The 18,153-nt window shown below is 71.3% G+C and carries 13 protein-coding genes and 1 pseudogene; 11 read left to right on the top strand and 3 right to left on the bottom strand.

Features of this window, described 5'->3' with window-relative positions:
• Positions 1–5 precede the first annotated feature (5 nt).
• On the bottom strand, positions 6–1,049 hold the full coding sequence (locus ACFWI8_RS28140; protein ID WP_387097081.1) for an ABC transporter substrate-binding protein: 1,044 nt from the start codon (positions 1,047–1,049) through the stop codon (positions 6–8).
• A gap of 472 nt (positions 1,050–1,521) precedes the next feature.
• Between ACFWI8_RS28140 and ACFWI8_RS28135 the strand changes: the two genes are divergently transcribed.
• The 8 genes from ACFWI8_RS28135 to ACFWI8_RS28100 all read left to right on the top strand — a co-directional run bounded on the left by ACFWI8_RS28135 (position 1,522) and on the right by ACFWI8_RS28100 (position 11,157).
• Positions 1,522–2,301 carry an IclR family transcriptional regulator gene (locus tag ACFWI8_RS28135; RefSeq protein WP_387097077.1) on the top strand — a complete coding sequence of 260 codons (780 nt, stop codon included), beginning with the start codon at positions 1,522–1,524 and terminating at the stop codon, positions 2,299–2,301.
• A 280-nt stretch (positions 2,302–2,581) separates the two neighbouring features.
• On the top strand, positions 2,582–3,691 hold the full coding sequence (locus ACFWI8_RS28130; RefSeq protein ID WP_387097075.1) for an ABC transporter substrate-binding protein: 1,110 nt from the start codon (positions 2,582–2,584) through the stop codon (positions 3,689–3,691).
• Positions 3,684–4,784: an ABC transporter ATP-binding protein gene (locus ACFWI8_RS28125; RefSeq protein WP_387097072.1), complete on the top strand. Its 1,101-nt coding sequence runs from the start codon at positions 3,684–3,686 to the stop codon at positions 4,782–4,784. The genes ACFWI8_RS28130 and ACFWI8_RS28125 overlap by 8 nt, the downstream gene beginning before the upstream one ends.
• 69 nt (positions 4,785–4,853) lie before the next feature.
• Positions 4,854–5,702 (top strand): ABC transporter permease, encoded by an 849-nt coding sequence (locus ACFWI8_RS28120; protein WP_387097069.1) that lies wholly within the window; start codon positions 4,854–4,856, stop codon positions 5,700–5,702.
• Positions 5,699–6,490: an ABC transporter permease gene (locus tag ACFWI8_RS28115; RefSeq protein WP_387097066.1), complete on the top strand. Its 792-nt coding sequence runs from the start codon at positions 5,699–5,701 to the stop codon at positions 6,488–6,490. The genes ACFWI8_RS28120 and ACFWI8_RS28115 overlap by 4 nt, the downstream gene beginning before the upstream one ends.
• On the top strand, positions 6,477–8,372 hold the full coding sequence (locus tag ACFWI8_RS28110; RefSeq protein WP_387097063.1) for an FAD/NAD(P)-binding protein: 1,896 nt from the start codon (positions 6,477–6,479) through the stop codon (positions 8,370–8,372). The genes ACFWI8_RS28115 and ACFWI8_RS28110 overlap by 14 nt, the downstream gene beginning before the upstream one ends.
• A complete protein-coding gene (locus ACFWI8_RS28105; RefSeq protein ID WP_387097060.1) occupies positions 8,369–9,625 on the top strand; it encodes an amidohydrolase family protein in 1,257 nt (418 codons plus the stop codon). Before ACFWI8_RS28110 ends, ACFWI8_RS28105 begins: the two co-directional genes overlap by 4 nt.
• The gene (locus tag ACFWI8_RS28100; RefSeq protein WP_387097057.1) at positions 9,622–11,157 is read left to right on the top strand and encodes a carboxylesterase/lipase family protein; all 1,536 of its coding nucleotides are present in this window, start codon (positions 9,622–9,624) and stop codon (positions 11,155–11,157) included. Before ACFWI8_RS28105 ends, ACFWI8_RS28100 begins: the two co-directional genes overlap by 4 nt.
• Before the next feature lie 624 nt (positions 11,158–11,781).
• Here the strand turns inward: ACFWI8_RS28100 and ACFWI8_RS28095 are convergent.
• A complete protein-coding gene (locus tag ACFWI8_RS28095) occupies positions 11,782–13,092 on the bottom strand; it encodes an aspartate aminotransferase family protein (RefSeq protein WP_387097055.1) in 1,311 nt (436 codons plus the stop codon).
• Positions 13,093–13,175: 83 nt separating this feature from the next.
• Here ACFWI8_RS28095 and ACFWI8_RS28090 point away from each other — a divergent pair, with 83 nt between their 5' ends.
• Together ACFWI8_RS28090 and ACFWI8_RS28085 are read left to right on the top strand one after the other, a co-directional pair.
• On the top strand, positions 13,176–14,117 hold the full coding sequence (locus ACFWI8_RS28090; protein WP_387097052.1) for a LysR family transcriptional regulator: 942 nt from the start codon (positions 13,176–13,178) through the stop codon (positions 14,115–14,117).
• 646 nt (positions 14,118–14,763) lie between these two features.
• Positions 14,764–15,348, top strand: coding sequence for a hypothetical protein (locus ACFWI8_RS28085; RefSeq protein WP_387097049.1), 585 nt, complete (start codon positions 14,764–14,766; stop codon positions 15,346–15,348).
• 759 nt (positions 15,349–16,107) lie between these two features.
• On the opposite strand, the gene ACFWI8_RS28080 is transcribed toward ACFWI8_RS28085, so the two are convergent.
• Positions 16,108–16,671, bottom strand: a complete 564-nt coding sequence (locus tag ACFWI8_RS28080; RefSeq protein WP_387097047.1) for a DinB family protein — start codon at positions 16,669–16,671, stop codon at positions 16,108–16,110.
• 950 nt (positions 16,672–17,621) lie between these two features.
• Here ACFWI8_RS28080 and ACFWI8_RS28075 point away from each other — a divergent pair.
• Positions 17,622–17,870 (top strand): annotated as a pseudogene (locus ACFWI8_RS28075) (TIGR02391 family protein); the annotation flags it as partial.
• Between the last annotated feature and the right edge of the window lie 283 nt (positions 17,871–18,153).

Below are 18,153 nucleotides of genomic sequence, written 5' to 3'. Positions count from 1 at the left end.
GGGTCCTACAGGTCCGATGAGGGGTGGGAGGGGAGGGTCGACCGCTCCGTGGCGCGGTGCGTCCGGGTCGCCCGGCGCAGGGGTTCCGGGGCGGCCCAGGCCCGCACGTCGACGCGCGCGGGCAGGAAGCCGTGGCCGTACAGGGACTCGGCCTGGCGGGTGAGCAGCTCCAACCTGTCCTCGGACAGGTCGGGATGGAGGGCGCGGTGCGAGCCGGCGCGGTAGGCGCCGTGGACGCCCTCCGGGCCGGCGCCCGTCTCGGCGCCCAGGATGCGGGCCACCTCGTGCGGCTGGTCCGCGGCCCAGTCGGCGGCACGCAACAACACGGCGAGGAAGCGGTCCACCAGGGCGGGGTGCTCGTCGAGCAGCCGCTGGTGCACGGTGATCGGGCGCGGGGTGCCGTTGTTCACGCGGTGCGCGCGGTCGGGCAACTCGTCGAGTTCCAGGGCAACTTCGGCGCCGATTCGTTGGGCGGCCTCGACGGCCACGGCGCCCTTCACGTACACGGCGTCCACCTCGCCCCGGCTCAGGGCCGCCAGTTCCGCCGCCCACTGCCCGCCGGGCCCCCCGGCGCGCACCTCGACCAGGCTGGCGTCCGCAAGTCCCGAGTCGGCGGAGGCGAGCGCTCCCTCGAAACCGCGCAGGGCCATGGCCCGCCAGAAGTCGATGGGCAGGTCGTGTCGGGGCACGGCGAGGCGGCGTCCGCGCAGCGCCGCCGCGCCTCGGATCCCGGAGCCGGGTGCCACCAGGATCACCTGTCGTTCCTCGATCCAGGTCAGCCCGATCAGCCGGGTCGGCTCCCCCCGCGACCGGGCCCACAGCGCTGGCACATTGCCGCCCTCCCGGAACAGCGTGGCCTCGGCGTGGGTGTAGTGCGTGCTTCGCGGCACCGCGTCCGCGCCGGGCGCCGCGTCCTGCAGGGAGCGGACCGCGATGCCGTCGGGCGCGAACTCGTCGGCCAGCCAGTGGCGATCGGCCGCGATGCCGGTCGCGGTCGGCACCGGACAACGCGTGTACCACAGGGTCGTGGGCAGGGCAGGGTGTGTCATGGGCTCTTCCCTGAAGGAAGCCGGTCCCCTCGACGGGGGTGGCGGTGAGAGTGAGCGGGCGCCGCTACGCCGGAGGCGTGGGCCGGAAGGAACACGGGCGCGCGGAGGAGAGCTTGGGGGCATCCCCGCGCCTCGGGCGGGGACGGGGATCAGCGACAGCCAGCGCTGGAGACGCGCCCCAGGTCGACGTGGCGGCGGACCGTGAGCGGGCACGGAACGGCGTCGGTCGAGCGCATCGCTCCGCTCCCTTCGGTGACTCCCGGTCGGACCTGCTCCGGCGGATGCGTCGCAGCCTGACACAGCGCGGAGAGGCCCGGCAAGGAAGGTCCCACGATGTGGGACCAGGTGTGAACACGGTGTTGCGAAGGGGGGCCGGCGTCCTCGACGGATGCCGGAATGTGGGAAGTTCGCCCTCCGGGACCAGAGCGCAGTGGCCGCTTCGCCGAGCCGGGCGCACACGAAGGGACAGGTTGTGACGCGGACTTCGGGCACGGGAACGCAGGCCGTCGGGCGCGCCCTGGACATCCTGCACTGCTTCCACGACAACGCGCCCGACCTCAGCGCCTCGGAGCTCGCCCGCAGGCTGGAGTTGTCGACATCGACGGCGCACCGGCTGGCCCGCGCACTGCTGGACGCCGGCTTCCTGGAACAGGACCACCGCACGGCGCGCTACCGCCTCGGGCCCGCGGTCACCGAACTCGGGCGGCTCTCCTACCACCAGCGGGGCCTGCACCTGGTCTCCCCCGAGCTGACCGACCTGGCCGAACGCACCGGAGCCACCGCCGACCTGGCGCTGCGCAGCGGCCCTTACGCCGTGATCGTGGCCGGTGGCTCCGTCACCCCGCGGGTCGGCCTGCGCCGCCCGCTGCACTCCACGGCGCTCGGCAAGGTGCTGCTGGCCTGGCCCCGTCCGGGCGAGGGCGGCGCGGAAACCCTCCCGCCCCTGCCCGCCTTCACCGACCGCACCATCGTCAGCCCCGCGCTCCTCGCGGCAGAGCTGGAACAGGTGCGCACGCGGCGCTACGCGGTCAACGACGGCGAGTCCGCGCAGGGCATCCGCACGGTGGCCGTGCCGGTGCTCGACCACCTCGGCGCCGCGCGCTTCGCGCTCGCCCTCCGGGGAACGCCCGCGCTGATCACCGACGAGCGCAGGGAGTGGTTCGTCGACCAGGCACGCGCCTGTGCCTGGGCCCTCGAGGTGCTGCTGCTCCCCCCGGCGGAACGCCGCCGCGCGGCCGAGCGCGACATGTGACGAACGCCACAGACTGACCTGCTGCATCAGATGCCGCGCCGTCGTGCGGCACCCCTCGCGCGGACCAACGGGAGTTCTCGGGGGCCCTGCGGCGCCTCGGAACCTGTTGCATCAGCCTGGGAAGGCGAGGGCAAGGTTGCCACGGGAGATTTAACATGCCCGAATTACTGCGCAATGAACGGGCTTGACCGGTCGGCCGCCCGCGGGGCACAGTCTCGGCTCACCCGGCCCGCGGTGCGCGACGCGAGGCAGTGACCACCAGAGTGATGAGGAAACTCCCATGCCGCACACCGCCCGACCTACCCGCCTGCGCCTGGCCGTTCTGGCGGGTGCGTCCGCCCTCGTGCTCGCCGCCTGCTCTTCGTCGGCGTCGTCGCCGACGACCGGAGGCGACGAGGGCGGCGAGGGCGGCGAAGGAGACGGTCAGACGCTGAACGTGACCGGTTTCTCCGGCGCGTTCGCCGACCAGTTCCAGGAGACGGTCATCGACCCGTTCGTCGAGGCGAACCCCGGCGTGACCGTCAACTACCAACCCGCGCAGAACTCGGCCGAGATGCTGGCCGGGCTGCGGACCAACCAGTCCTCGGCGACCTACGACGTCGTCGTGATCGACAGCTCGGTCCAGCGCACCGCGAACTCCGAGGGCCTGTTCGCCGAGCTCGACCCCGCCGACGTGCCGAACCTGGAGCAGCTGATCGACACGGCGGTCGTCGACCCCGGCTACGGCCCGGCGCTGTACATCGACAGCCTCGCCATCATCTACAACCCCGATGTCGTCACCGAGCCGCCCGCCACGTGGAGCGGGTTGACCGACCCGGCGTACGACGGGCAGCTGGCCCTGCAGATCGCCGACACCCGCGGCATCGCGCTGATCGCCGGGCTGGCCGACGAGTTGGGCCTCGACTACCAGGAAGGCATCGACCCGGAGCTCGAGGTGCTGCGGGAGATGGCGCCGCAGGTGCAGACCTGGGAGCCGCAGCCGAACCTCTATGACGCGATCATGTCCGGGAGCGCCGGCATCGGCGTCGGCTGGAACGGCCGTGCCCAGGCCCTGCACGACGCGAACGAGGGCCTGCTGAACGTCGTCGTCCCCGAGGGCGGCGGCGTCGCGCAGATCAGCACCATCAATCAGGTCGCCAACTCCGAGAACCCGGAGCTCGCGCAGCGGTTCATCGACTTCGCCATCGGCGAGCAGGCGCAACAGGCACTGGCCTCGGAGGGTTTCTACGGCCCGGTCAACCAGAACGTCACCCTCGACGACGAACTGACGCGGCGGATCGCCTCGCCTGACGGCCTGCTCGCCGACGCGGCGCCGATCGACTGGGCGTGGATCTCACCGCACTACGCGGAGTGGGTCGAGCGCATCCAGCGGGAGGTCATAGGTGGCTGAGGCGGGGGCGCACCTGTCGGTGCGGGGGCTGTCGAAGACCTATCCGGGCGCGGCGGACCCCTCGGTCGACGGCGTGGACCTGGATGTCGAGCAGGGCGCGATGCTCGCCCTGCTCGGCCCGTCGGGGTGTGGCAAGACGACGACGCTGCGGATGATCGCCGGTCTTGTCGAGCCGTCGGCCGGCACGATCAGCGTCGCGGGCGAGGAGATCACCCGGCGGCCGGTGCACAAGCGCGGCATGGGCATGGTCTTCCAGTCGTTCGCCCTGTTCCCGCACCTGGACGTGGCCCGCAACGTCGCCTTCGGATTGGAGATGCGCAAGGTCCCCAAGGCGCGGGCGGCCGAGATGGTCGAGGCGGCTCTCGAGCGGGTGGCGCTGCGGGAGCTGGCGGGGCGTCGGGTGTCGCAGCTGTCCGGTGGTCAGCAGCAGCGGGTCGCGCTGGCCCGTGCCCTGGTGATCGATCCGACGTTGCTCCTGCTCGACGAGCCGCTGTCGGCGCTCGACGCCAAACTGCGCGAGTCGCTGCGCACCCAGATCCGCGACATCCAGCAGGCGTCAGGTACGACGGCCGTCTTCGTCACGCACGACCAGGACGAGGCACTGTCGATGGCCGATCGGGTCGCGGTGATGAACGAGGGCAGGGTGATCCAGGTCGGGACGCCCAAGGAGATCTACGAGAACCCCGCGACGGTGTTCGTCGCGACCTTCATCGGCAGGGCGAACCTGTTCCGCGGCACGCTGCGGCAGCTCGGGGCCGGGGCGGCGCTGGACACCGAGGGACTCGGCGTGATCGGCCTGCCGGCCACTCCGATCGCGGCGGGCACCGAGGTCTCGGCGGTCGTGCGGCCGCAGTCCGTCCAGGTGCGGGAGCTGGGCGCCGACACGGACACCGCGCCGGGTGAGCCCGTCGCCCGGTACGAGGGGGTCGTGGCCGCCACGAGTTACACGGGCGACCAGATCGGTTACCGCGTCCGGGTCGGCGACACGGTGATCGAGAGCGAGCAGAGCTCCCACGCGGTCCGGGTACTGGCGCCGGGCACAGCGGTGACGGTGTCCTGGCCGCGCCGGAACACGCTCGTGCTGGAGCGGTGATCGCCGGTGTCCACCACTTCTGCCTCCGAGGCGCCGCGGGGCACCGCCCCGACCGGGCGCCGTCGTCAGGTGCGCACGATTGTCCTGCTGCTCGCGCCGGGCGTGGCGGCGCTGTCGATCGGGTACCTGCTGCCGATGGTCTGGGTGCTGCGGATGTCGGTCAACCGCGGCCTGCCAGGCGGCGGCATCGAGCAGACGGTCACGGCGCACTCGTTCGTCACCGTCCTCGGCGACCGCTTCTACTGGGACGTCGCGCTGCAGACGGTCCGGCTCGGCCTCGTCGTCGCGGTGCTGACGGTGCTGGTGTCCTATCCGGTCGCGTTGTTCCTGGTGCGTACGACGTCGCGGTACCGCGGGCTGCTGACGGCGCTGGCCATCACGCCGCTCCTCGTCTCCGGCGTGGCCCGCACCTACGGCTGGATGGTCGTGCTCGGCAACCAGGGCCTGGTCAACAGCACGCTCGACACGTTGGGCGTGATCGACCGGCCGATCCAGCTGTCGAACAACTTCACCGGCGTGGTGATCGCACTGGTCCAGATCTTCATGCCGATCGCGATCCTCGCGATGGTCAGCGGCTTCGGCCGTCTCGACCGGACCGTCGAGCAGGCGGCGGCCTCGCTGGGCGCCAACCGGTGGCGGGTCTTCACGCGGGTGACGCTGCCGCTCTCGCTGCCCGGCGTCACCTCGGCGGGCCTGCTCGTGTTCGTGCTGGCGATCAGCGCGTATGTGACACCGCGGCTCATGGGCGGCGGTCGGGTGTTCGTCCTGGCCACCGAGATCTACGACCAGGCGACCAACACGTTGAACTGGCCGGTGGCCGCGGCTCTTTCCCTGCTGTTGTTCGCCATCTTCGGGGTGGCCATCGCGGGATACCAGATCGTGCAGCGACGGGTCGAGAGGAGAGCGAGCGGCCGATGAGGAACGTCGTCGCCAAGGTCAGCTGGCGCCTGCTGATCACCGTCCTGTTCGTGTTCCTGTGGGCGCCGATCGTCGTCGTCGGGGTCATCTCCTTCGACACCTCGACCTACATGCGCTTCCCGCCCGACGGATTCAGCTTCGAGTCGTACGCCACGGTCTTCCGCACGCCCGAGTTCCTCACCGGGTTCCGGGTCAGCCTGGTGATCGCCCTGACGGTCGCGGTGCTGGCCGTGACCATCAGCGTGTGCGTGGCGCTGGCCATCCACCGCCACGGCTTCCGGGGCAGGTCAGCGGTCAGCGGTCTCTTCCTGTCCCCGCTGCTGGTGCCGAACATCGTGCTGGCGCTGGCGCTGCTGCTGTTGTTCTCGCCGCTGGGGCTGACCAACAGCTATCCGGGGCTGATCCTCGCGCACCTGACCATCTGCGTGCCGTACGCCGTCCGGACCGTCAGCGTCAGCCTGTCCACCGCGGACGCCGCCTGCGAGGACGCGGCCCGGGTCCTCGGCGCGAACGGCTGGGCGACCTTCCGGCGGGTGACGCTGCCGCTGATCCGGCCCGGCGTGGTGGCCGGCGGGGTGATGTCGTTCCTGGTGTCCTTCGACGAGGCGGTGCTGTCACTCTTTCTCAGCGGCTTCCACGTCACGCCGCTGCCGGTCGAGCTGCTGCACTACGTGGAGACGCAGGCCGGCCCCGAGGTGGCGGCGCTGTCCGTCGTGCTGATCGCCCTGTCCCTGGTCGTGATGGTGGTCGTCGAGCGTTCGTTGGGGCTGCGGCGTGCGCTCCGCTGAGGGCGCCGGCGGCGGGCGGGCACCGGCGATCGTCGTCGTCGGTGGCGGCCCGCGTGGTCTCGCGGTGCTCGGCCGGCTGATCGCCCGGGCCCGCGACGCGAGTGACCTGACGCTCCATCTGATCGACCCCTTCGAGACCGGCCGGGTGTGGCGGGACGACCAGTCGCCGACGCTGCTGATGAACAGCCGCCTCCGGCAGGCCACGATCTTCGCCGACGCCGGCCTGCCCGACGTCACCCCGCTGCCCGGCTCGCTCGACTTCCGCGAGTGGGTCGAGCGCGTCGCCGTGGCGGAGCTGCCGGATCCCGACCGCCGGGCCGAGGCGATGTCGCTCGGCCCCGACGACTTCCCCACCCGGGCCCTGTTCGGCGGCTATCTGCGCTGGTGCCGCCGGTTCCTCGCCGCGTCCGCCGCGCCGGGTGTCCGCCTCCTCGTCCACCGGGCGACCGCGATGTCGCTCACCGAGTCGACGGATCGCGCCCAGCACCTCGAACTGCGCCACGAGGAAGGCGGAGAGGTCGGAACGCTCGTCGCCGACGCCGTGGTCCTGGCCACCGGGCACACCGCCGTCCACGCCACCCCCCGGGAGGCGGGCCTGGCGGCCTTCGCCGCCGAGCGCGGCCTGCACTACGTGCCGCCGAGCCCGGCCATCGACGTCGACTGGGATCCGATCGCCCCCGGCACGCCGGTCGCGCTCCTGGGCACCGGGCTCAACTTCTACGACTGCGTGGCGCTGCTCACCGAGGGCCGGGGAGGGAAGTTCGTCCGCTCCACCGAAGACACCGACGGCCGGCTGCGGTATCTGCCCAGCGGCCGGGAGCCGCGGCTGATGGTCGGTTCCGGGCGCGGTATCCCCTACCTGGGCCGGGCGCTCGTCCCCGGCGCCGCCCAACCGGTCTTCCTCGACGCCGAGTCGGTGGCCGGGCTGGTCGGCAGGCGACATGTCGACTTCGCCGCCGATATCTGGCCGTCGATGGTGAGGGACCTGCGGTGGGCGTACTACTCCTGCCTGTCGAGTGACCCCCGACACCGCGCCGTCCTGGACGCCTACCGGTCGCTGCCGGCCGAAGGACCGGCCGTCGACGAGCTGTTCCGCTCGGCGTTCCCAGGGGTGCCCGCGTTCGATCTCGCCACGCTGCTCGACCCGGTGGGCGCCGAGATCTTCGCGGATCAGGCGGCGCTCGACCGGGCGGTCGTCGACGTGGTGCGTGCCGATCTCGCCGAGTCGCTGGCCAGGCCGCGCGGCCGGGTCAAGGCGGTCGGCGAGATGCTGGCCGCCCTCAAGGACCGCCTCAGGACGGTCGTCGCCTCCGGCGCGCTCGACGGCGCGTCGCAGGTGCGCGACGTCGACGGCTGGTTCGGCAGCGTCGGGGCCTATCTCGCCGCGGGCCCACCGGCTCTCCGGCTGGCGCAGCTGCTGGCGCTCGCCGACGCCGGCCTCGTCGGCTTCCTGGGTTCGCGGGCCCGCGTCCGACCGGACCACGAGACCGGCCGGTTCGCCGTCACCACCGCCAACCTCGCCGGCGAGCGGCTCTTCGAGGTCCTCGTCGACGCCCGGCTGCACGGCGTCGACCTGCGGCGGACCGCCAGCCCGCTGCTGTCGGCGATGACGGCGGCGGGCCTCGCCCGCCCGCACGACATGACCAGCGCCTCGGGCGAGCGGATCGCGTCGGGCGGGCTCGACGTGGACCGCGACACGTTCGGGGTCGTCGGCGCCGACGGGGTCGTGTCGACGCGCCGGTTCGCCTACGGCATCCCGATCGAGCCGATCCACTGGAACATCGCCAACCTCCCCCAGCCGGGGAAGGGCCACCCAACCATCCGGCAGGCCGACGCCATCGCGCGCGCGGCCCTGGGAGCCGTGAGAAAGGAGCATCCGTGACGGTCGTCGTGCGCAACGCAACGGTCATCACCGGAGTCGGTGACGAGGTCATCGAGAACGCCGGCGTGCGGATCGAGAACGGGATGATCGTCGAGGTCGGACGCGGGCCGACGTCGGTGCCGGACTCGGCGACGGTCCTCGACGCCGAGGGCGGCACCGTCCTGCCCGGACTGATCAACCTGCACGACCACATGGCGCGCAAGAAGCTGCGGATCTCCGAACCCGGCAGCCGCTACCGGGACCAGAGCGACGCCCTGATGCGCAGCCCGGAACCGCTGCTGGCGTACCACACGGCGGCCAACATCCAGGCCCAGCTGCGCTCGGGCGTGACCACGATCCGCGACTTCGGGCTGCCCGGATCCACCGGCATCCTGGCCCGCCGGGCCGTCGACGCCGGGGTGATCCCCGGACCGCGCATCATCGCCGGTGGCGACCCGATCTGCATCACCGGCGGCCACGGCAGCAACTGGGGAGCCGTGGAGGCCGACGGCCCGGTCGGGGTGACCACCGCCGTGCGCCGGCAGATCATCAACGGCGCCGACGTCCTGAAGTTCATGGCATCCGGCGGGTTGGGCACCTACCCCGAGGAGGACCCGGGGATTCCGGAACTGAACCCGGAGGAGTTGGCGGCCGGCATCGCGGAGGCGCACAAGTTCCACAAGCGGGCCGCGGCGCACGCCTACTCGACCGAGTCGATCAGGAACGCGGTCGAGGCCGGCGTGGACACCATCGAGCACGGCGCGTTCATGGACGACGAGACGGTCGCGCTCATGGTCGAGAGGGGCACGGCACACGTCCCGACGATCTCCGGGCTGATCGCGATCGCCTTTCAGTACCGGCTGATCGGCAACGAGGCGATGGCCGGGCAGATCCTCACCGACATCATCGAGCGGCTGCGGAACAGCGCTCGGCTGACGTGGCGGGCCGGCGTGCCCGTCGGCACCGGCACCGACACCAGCGGTGAGGTCGTCGAGGAGCTGGAGCTGCTGCAGGAGGCGACCGGGGCGGCGACGGTCGACGTGCTCCGCGCGGCCACCAGCACCGCGGCGGGGATAGCCGGCGTCGGTGAGCACACCGGTTCGCTGGTGCCCGGCAAGGCGGCCGACGTGCTGGTCGTCGACGGCGACGTGCTCGCCGAAGGGCTCGACGTCCTGCGCCGGCCGCGGTGGGTGCTGCGTGCCGGAGCGGTCTTCGAGGGCGCGCCGATGCCGCTCGGCGTTCGCGTGAGCATGCTGCGCGGAGTCCCTCAGTGAGCGGCCGCCCAGTGACCGGCGTCGGCGCGGGCCCCGTTGTCGCCACCTCGGCCGGGCGCGTGCGAGGGTTCACCAGGGACGGGGTGCACGCGTTCCTCGGCATGCCCTACGCTGCCCCGCCGGTCGGCCCCCGGCGCTTCGCCCCGCCCGGCCCGGTTGAGCCGTGGGACGGGGTGCGGGACGCCCTGCGCCTCGGCCCCGTCTGTCCGCAGGTGCCGACCTACGGCCCGGTCGGCACCGCGGCGACCTCGGCTTTGCCGTCGGGCGACGACTGCCTGACGCTCAACGTCCGCACGCCGGACCTGGGCGGTGGCCTGCCGGTGCTGGTGTGGCTGCACGGTGGCGGGTACGCGGTGGGCTCCGGTGCCGAGATCGTCCTCCAGTCGGCGGCATTCGCGCACAGCGGCGTCGTGGAGGTGACGCTCAACTACCGCCTCGGCGCACTGGGCTTCCTGTACGCCGAGGGCGCCGGAGCCGCCGGGAACACCGCGCCGGCGAACCGGGGACTGCTCGACCAGATCGCCGCGCTGCGGTGGGTGCGGGACAACATCGCGCGGTTCGGCGGCGACCCGGCCAACGTCACCCTGGCCGGGCGCTCGGCCGGCGGGTTCGCCGTCGCCACGCTGATGGCTATGCCGCAGGCGCGCGGCCTGTACGCCCGCGCGATGCCGCAGAGCGGCGCGGGTCCCGCGTACCTGTCGGTCGACACGGCGCGGAACATCACCGCGCGGGTGCTGCGCGCTCTCGGCGCCTCGGCCGCGGACCTGGCCGACGTGCCGATCACCCGGCTGCTCCGGGTGCAGAAGGCGCTGTGTGACGACGCCTACACCCGGCATGATCCGGACCGCTACGGAGAAGTGGCCGTGCTCGGCCTGCCGTTCCAGCCGGTGGTCGACGGCGAGACGCTGCCCGCCCCGCCCACCGACGCGGTCGCGGCGGGGTCGGCGGCCGGCATCCCCCTGATGATCGGCACCACCACGGGTGAGGCGGTGACGCACACGTCGATCCACGACGAGCTGACCTCCGCCCGGGCCGCCGAGCTGCTGGACCCGAGGCTGCGCCCGTTGGGGCGCACCGGCGCGGACGCCGTGCGCCACTACGCCGGCCTGTTTCCGGAACTGAGCGGCAAGGGCCTGCTCACCGTCATCACCGGCGACCTGGTGTTCCAGATGCCGACGTCACGGTTCGCCGACGCGCAGGCCGCGCACGCGCCGGTGTACAAGTACCTCTTCGGAGAGTTCGGGGACGACGGCGGCGGCGCGCCACACGGCGCCGAACTCGGCTACGTCTGGCGCCGCCAGGACGGGCCGCTGCCAGGACTGCCGGACAGATTCGTCCCCACCGACGACGAGCTCGCGGAGACCGTCCACGCCGCGTGGGTCTCGTTCATCCGGGACGGCAGACCGGCCGTCCCGGGCGTGGCGGACTGGCCCGCCTTCGATCCGGCGCGCCCCCGACTCGTGCGGTTGAGCGGCACCGGCCCCGCGGTGGAGCATGACCGGTTCGCCGACCGGCTCGCCTTCTGGCGCTGACCGTTTTCTCGTTGTTCGGTGACCGAGCGCGGTCGACGCATCGCGCTAGCCGGCGTTGGCGACGGAGTCGGGCGCCGTCCCCCTGGGCCGTGAACCGACCTGCTGCGCCCGCAGGTTGGTCGGCAGGTCACGTCGACGTTTGACGTTGAGCTTGCGATAGACGCGAGTCAGGTGCTGCTCCCGGTGCTCGGGGTGACGCACTCTCGCCGGTTCTCAACAACTCCCACAACGCCTCCGGGCGGGGGCGCTGGGTGACCGGCAGGCGAGTCCGATAACGACGATGGGCTCTTCTCCGGTCCTGGATGTCCCCGTACGGAGAGGGACGGCACGTGCTTCATCATCACCTCATGGTCGGCAGACCTCCAGCCGGTGAGCTGACTGGATACGGCATGGCAAGCTCCTGACGGAGCGCGAAAAGGTGTGGGCGCGGGCAAGCCCCGTCATCTTTGACGGAATGCGGTGGACTCACGATTCGCGACCAGAGCTGGCGCCTCGTCAACTTCGAACATCGGGGCGATGCTAAGCGCGCGAGCCGGCCGAGCAACCCCCTGATGCGCCTCGGGAACACACCTAGGGGATGTGGTTTACAAGGCAGTGGGCACCGAGTCAGGTCGTCCGTTTTCTTCAGGGGTTTGGCGCCGCCACCGCCGCCCGCTCGATCGAGGTGGCGAGGATGTCCAGGCCGGCGTGCAGCTCGGCCTCGGTCACGGTGAGTGGTGGGGCGATGCGGAAGATGCCGCCCATGCCGGGGAGTTGGACGATGTTGAGGTGTAGGCCGCGGGCGAGGCAGTCGTGGGTGATCCGCTGCCCGATCTCGTCGGCCGGGGTCCTGCTCTGCCGGTCGGTGACGAGTTCGAGCCCCTGGAGCAGGCCGCGGCCCCTGACGTCGCCGACGATGTCGTAGCGGTCACGCAACTCTCCTAGGCGGGTGGCGAGTTGTTCGCCTAGGGCCGCGGCGCGGGCGACCAGTCCCTCGCGCTGGATCACGGAGAGGACCGTCGCGCCGACGGTCGCGGCGAGCGGGTCGGAGACGTGGGTGGTGAAGAAGAGGAAGCCGCGCTCGTGGCAGACGCGCTCGACGCGCTCGCCGGTGAGGACGGCGGCCACCGGCAGGCCGGCGCCGAGGGTCTTGGAGAGCGTCAGCAGGTCGGGGACGACGCCGTCGCGCTCGAAGGCGTACATCGTTCCGGTGCGGCCGAGGCCGGTCTGGGCCTCGTCGAGGATCAGCAACATCCCGCGCTCGTCGCACAACTCTCGCAGGCGGGCGAGGTAGCCGGGCGGCAGCTCGATGATCCCGCCCGAGGAGAGGATCGGCTCCACCAGGCAGGCGGCGAGGCTACCGGAGGACTGTCGGTCGACCATCGCGAAGCCGTACTCCAGCTCCGCCCGCCAGTCGTGCGAGCCGTCGGCGGCGCGGAACGGCGAGCGGTAGGCGTTGGGCGTCGGCAGGGTGAAGTTGCCCGGGGTGGGCGGGCCGTAGCCGCGGCGGCCGGCGGAGAACGTGGCCGAGGCCGCGCCCTGGCTCATGCCGTGCCAGGAGCGGTCGAACGACACGATCTCGTAGCGGCCGGTGTAGAGCTTGGCGAGCTTGATCGCCGCCTCGTTGGACTCGGCGCCGGTGCTCAGCAGCAGCGTCTTGCCCAGTTCGGGAGGGAGGGTGGCGGCGAGTGCCTCGGCAAGGTCGAGGACCGGGCGGCTGAGCATGCCGCTGTAGAGGTGGTCGAGGGTGGAGATCGCCGTGGAGACCGCCGAGACGATGTCGGGGTGGGCGTGGCCCAGCACCGAACTCATCTGGCCCGAGGTGAAGTCGAGGATCGGCCGGCCCGCCGTGTCGTACACGTGGGCGCCGGCGGCACGCTCGATGACGCGTGGGCTGAAGGTCGTGCCGTAGCGGATCAGCAGGCGGTCGGCGTCTTCCCAGAATCGTGAGTCCACGGCTACCACCCTCGCCTCCTCGACCGTCCGTAACAAGCGACAAAAACCGCCGGACCGTTCGGTGGTGGCTTACGGTGGCACCCATGCTCACCACGCATCGGCTGGCGGTCCTCCGCGCGGTCGTCGAGGCCGGCTCGATCAGCGCCGCGGCGCGGAACCTCAGCTACTCGGCCGCGACGATCAGCCAGCACATGGCGGCGCTCGCCAGGGAGACGGGGCTCACGCTTTTGGAGAAGGACGGGCGGGGCGTCGCGCCGACCGCCGCCGCGCTCCAACTGGCCGAGGAGGCGGGGCCTTTGCTCGCCGACCTCGGGCGTCTCGAACGCACCGTCGCGGACCTGCGGGCCGGCCAGGCCGAGCGGTTGGCGATCGCCTGCTTCGCCTCGGCGGCGGAGCGGCTGATCCCCGAGGTGGTGCGGGCCGTCCGCGCGGACCGGCCGAACATCACGGTCGAGGTCAGCCTGAACGAACCGGTCGACGGGCGAGGCCGGCGCCGGCCCGACCTCGACATCCGCACCGAGCCGGTGGGCGGCGCCGGGATCCGTCTGGACGGCTACCGGCGCCACGACCTGCTCACCGAGGAGCTGCTTGTGGTGCTGCCCGCCGACCACCCGCTGGCGGGCGCGCGTTCGATCCCGCTCGGCCGGCTGCGGACGGAGCCCTGGATCGACCACGACATCTATGACAGCCCGGTCGGGCAAATCATCCAGAACGCCTGTGGCGCCGCCGGCTTCGCGCCGCGCCACGTCGCGCGGCTCGACGACCACCACGCGGCGCTCAGCCTCGTCGACGCCGGCATCGGCATCACCGTGCTGCCGCGCCTCGCGGCGGTCGCGCTGCCCGCCACGGTGGTGGCCAGGCCCCTCACCGACCCCGTGGTCGGCAGGCGCGTCGTGCTGCACGCCCGCCGACACCCGCACCGCGACCCGCTCGTCGCGGCCGCCGCCGCGCACCTGCGCCGGGCCGCCGACCGCTGGCGGCGCGACGTGACGCCGGACTTCCCGGCGGCCGGCGGCGACGGGTAGGTGCGCGGCGGGCGCGGGGTGGCTCAGCCGCGGGCGATGGCGATGCTGCCGGCAAGGCGTTCGCCGGCCTCGTAGATCACGTACGGGACACCGCGGTCGGTGCCGAACGCCGGGGCCGCGGAGCGGCCGTTGTCCGGAGCGCCGGCCGGCCACCGGGTGGTAGAAGACGCCCCCAGGAGGCTGTCCCGGGCCGTTGCCGACGCGCCAGCGGCATCGCCCTGGGCAGCCTCTCTGTCATCCGCCCCGCGTCCAACCCGGTGACGGGACGCCGCGTTGGAGGCAGGTGAGCGGACCGCCGCTGGCGTCCGCCAATTCCCGCACGGGCCCCGTCGACCCAAGTTCAGCGAGAGGAGATAATGGCTGTGAGTCCACCGAGGGGGAGCGCATGGCGGGTGAACAGGTTCCCGGGCGAGTGCGTCGTCCCGAGTTACCGTCAGGTGGAGGGCTTGTGCCCACACAGCGGGCCAGGAGTGAAACAGGCCCCTACGTCTCATCGGCGTCCCGGCTCCCCGCGCCGGAAACGGAAGCGCCAGGCCTTGTGTCGCCGATCCATCAGCCTGGCGGCTTTCCCACCGATGGTTCAGCGCCCAACCGGCAGCAGTGCTGGGACATGCTGGGCCCGAGCACTCAGAACACGCTCCAGGAGATGGCCGGCACCGTGCTGGAATGGTGGGCCCGGTTGGAAGAGGGCGGTGATGGGCGTCCCACGGCCTTCGTCTTCGGAACCGACGGCCTGTGCAAGGCCAGCCCCATGCCCCGGAACGGCAAACGGGTTTACCTGGTCGAACGCCTCAAGCTGGACGCGCGAACGATGCGGCGGCAGTCCTTCAGCACGGCAGCCACCAAGACTCATTCACGAGCCGTTTCCCGCATCTTCCGCCGCACTTCCCCGGCCGACGTCCCTCCGCAACCGCGTACCGAGTCCGCGCATCCGCTGAGCATACATACCTACCACCTCGGCGTTCTCGGGAACTTCCCCGCCGATGTGCAGGACTTTCTCCAGCGTCCCTTCCTGCGGGACGACCGACGTGTTGTCGCGGACCACTACTACGAGGACTCAGTCGAGTTCGCAAGCCAGCGCCTGTTTGCTCTCTTCTGTCTGTCCGCCGACCGGAACGTGACGCTGGCCACGGGCACCCGCATCCTGCCCCGGGGCAAGCCGCTGGATCACGCGCAATGGCAGATCGAGTGCTACCACTCTCTGGTCCGAACTCCTTCCCAGCCGCAGTGATCCTTGGCCTGGGTGGCCGAGCCTCCGCTCGATACAGACGCTGAAGCCTCGACGGGGAACACTCACCTACTGCTCGTTCGCCGGCCTGAACCCTTACAGGTCGACGTCGACGTAGTCGATGTAGCCGAAGGTGACTTCGCTGAGGTCGGGGGCGCTGCGGCCGTGATCCTGGAGGTAGGTGTACGCAGGGATTCGGCGACGATGGTGCTCTGCTCCCGTGCTCGCCGCATCGACAGCCAAGACAGACGCCCGGGCCCGCATCGACTACCTGGCGCAGCGGGTCCACGAAGGCGACACCCTCGCTTCCGCGTGCAGCCGCGGAGACCTGCAACGATGTGTCGGAACCGTCGTGCCCCCTGAACTGACCGCTTCCGGTCCGCACCGCGCCGTGTGGACCGCGCACCCCGAGCAGGCCGGGTCGGGTTCCTTCCCTATGGGCCGGTCTGCTAGCACGTTCAACTCGACAGCCACAGCGCTCAGTCACAGCTGCTGCTTGGGACTGAGCGTCGTAGGTGGCGAATGTGCGGTTGAGTTGACCGGTTCAACGTTCGGCTTGCCTTCAGCCCTTTTGTGCGGGGCGACGCCGTGCAGGTCAGCACCATCGCGGCTGTGCATTGAGGAGGATCACGAACGTCCATGCTCGATCCGCTGTGTTGATTCGGCCGACGCGGAGGAGTTCGTCTCCTCTGAAGCTCGGAGCAACGGAGAGTCACGGAGTCCACGTAGGTTTCCGAAGCTCGATCGCCGGTTATCGGAACGTCAGATGCGGCGCGGTACGGCTCCGTCCTGCCAGCGGTAGAGGTCGCGCAGCAGGGAAATCTCGGCGCCGTGATGGATCAGCTCCCTGTTGACGTGCAGGATCCTGTTCTCCATGGGAAACCGCTCGGGACCCGCCGTGGGCGGATTCTCCAGGTCAGCGTCCGAGAGCTCGCGGACCCCCGCGTTCCATCTCCCATACATCTCATCGAGCTGTTTCAGCGCCTCGTCAGCGGTCCCCGCGTAGGCGAACGTCTCGGAGTCGACGTCCTGGCCGCCGAAGTACCATCCGACCCGATAGCCCAGGCAGGAGACGATGATGTGCGCCAGCCGCCAGGCAATCGTGGTCACCGGCGCCGGCACCGGGTCAGGGGACGCGAAGTCCATCGTCCATGCCCCCGAACCTGCCGACATCGGTGCGGCCGACGTGCCACGTGGGCGGATGCTCCAGCAGCCGCGCACCGGCTCCCAGAAGTACTCCTCATTGGTAAGACCGTCCAGCCGCGGCCGCAGGTTCTTGTGCCAGTACCAGTCCAGCTGGTCCGCGAGACGCTCGCTTCTTGTCATTTCCGCACACTACATACAGCGGAGACCTTGCTGCGAACCTCGCGGGCACCGTCGCCGGCCGTGGGCCGCGGGTGTATACCGCACCGGGAGATGACGCTCGGGTCTGGGCCTGCTCACCAGTAGCTGTCCTCGGGATCGTCGACGGGCGAGTCGTCGAGCATCGTCTTCAGACGGTCGAGGACGGCTCGACTGTCGCCGAGAGACCGTGACGGTCTCTGCGGGGCCGCCAGCGGCAGCGCTCGCCGTAGTCGTTGGGCTCGCCGAACCTGGCGGAGTAGGCGCGCATCGCGTACTGCCACCGCAGTGCGTCGATGAGGGCGTCGGCGGCCGGGGGATGTCGCCGTCGCTGCCGAGGTGGCGGCCGGTGGCGCGCGCTTGGTCGTGCAGGTGGAGCTCGTGCCGCAACCGGCCCTTTCCGTGCTTGAGAGTTGCGCCCGGTGGCCTCGGTGTCCAGAACCACGGTCGCGCGGCCGGATCTGACTCGACCTGCTCCCACTCGTGGTTCGGCCTCGTCGGCCCGTCGCTCCAGCTCGGTCGCGCACCGGTCGCGGGGACGGGGCGCCAACCAGACGTCCGCGGCCGGGGCGTTGGCGGATGACCGGAGGGGTCTCGCGATCCTCGCGTCTGGTGCTTCTCCACCGGGGACACGCCTGACTCTCCCCCAGCCTCTGGCCAAGGGCGCGGCCGGCCACTTTCGTCGCAGCGGCTTGACGTCGAGGCACATCGATCGCAAAGGATCGCGCCAGGAGTGAGCACCCGATGGGCACCGTCGCGGTCCATCTTCAAGGGCCGGCAGAGCAACGAGATAATGCTTTGGCCGCGCTTGCAGCGGCTGACATCCGCGGAGAGCTGGGCGATTTTGGCATCATTGCCTACTTCCACGACAGCACCATGGATCCCGGCGTGGACCTCCACTCGTTCCCTACCGCCGGGTTCGGCTCCGTCGCCAGTTGCGGCGGCCGGAAGGCTTCAGCGGCCCGTCACGTCGCCACTGGCGACGTCGACTGGGGGGGTTCCGGCTGGCGGCGCGGCCCTGGGTCGGCGACTCGAAAACCAGATCGGCCACCGGGGAGGCGGTGGCCACCATGGAGCTCTGCAATGGAGCACTCGGGCTGTTCGACAACCCGGCCAGCCACCGGCACGTGGAGATCGCCGATCCGACCGAGGCAGCTGAGATCGTCCCGCTGGCCGACGTGCTGATGCGGTTGCTCAACAAGATCGAAGCGATACCCGGATGGCGGCCCCCCATCAGCCCTGCCCCGTCTCCCCCAGCTCGTGCCGACGCGTGTTCGGCGAGGGTTGGGCCGCCAGACAGGAGCGCTCGCCCAGGTCAGCCAGGTCGCTCCCGCTGGCCGGCTTCTCCTCCTTCTGTGGCCGGTGACCAGGGCGGGCACACACCGCCGCGCCATGTCACAAAGCCGTGGCCGGCCTCAGTCACCCAACGCCGCAGGATGCGGCTCAGGAGGTCCGTCACACGATGGG

Source organism: Streptomyces sp. NPDC127098 (genome assembly GCF_042722465.1).
GTDB lineage: Bacteria > Actinomycetota > Actinomycetes > Streptomycetales > Streptomycetaceae > Streptomyces > Streptomyces millisiae.
This window is presented reverse-complemented; position numbering and strand designations above follow the sequence as displayed.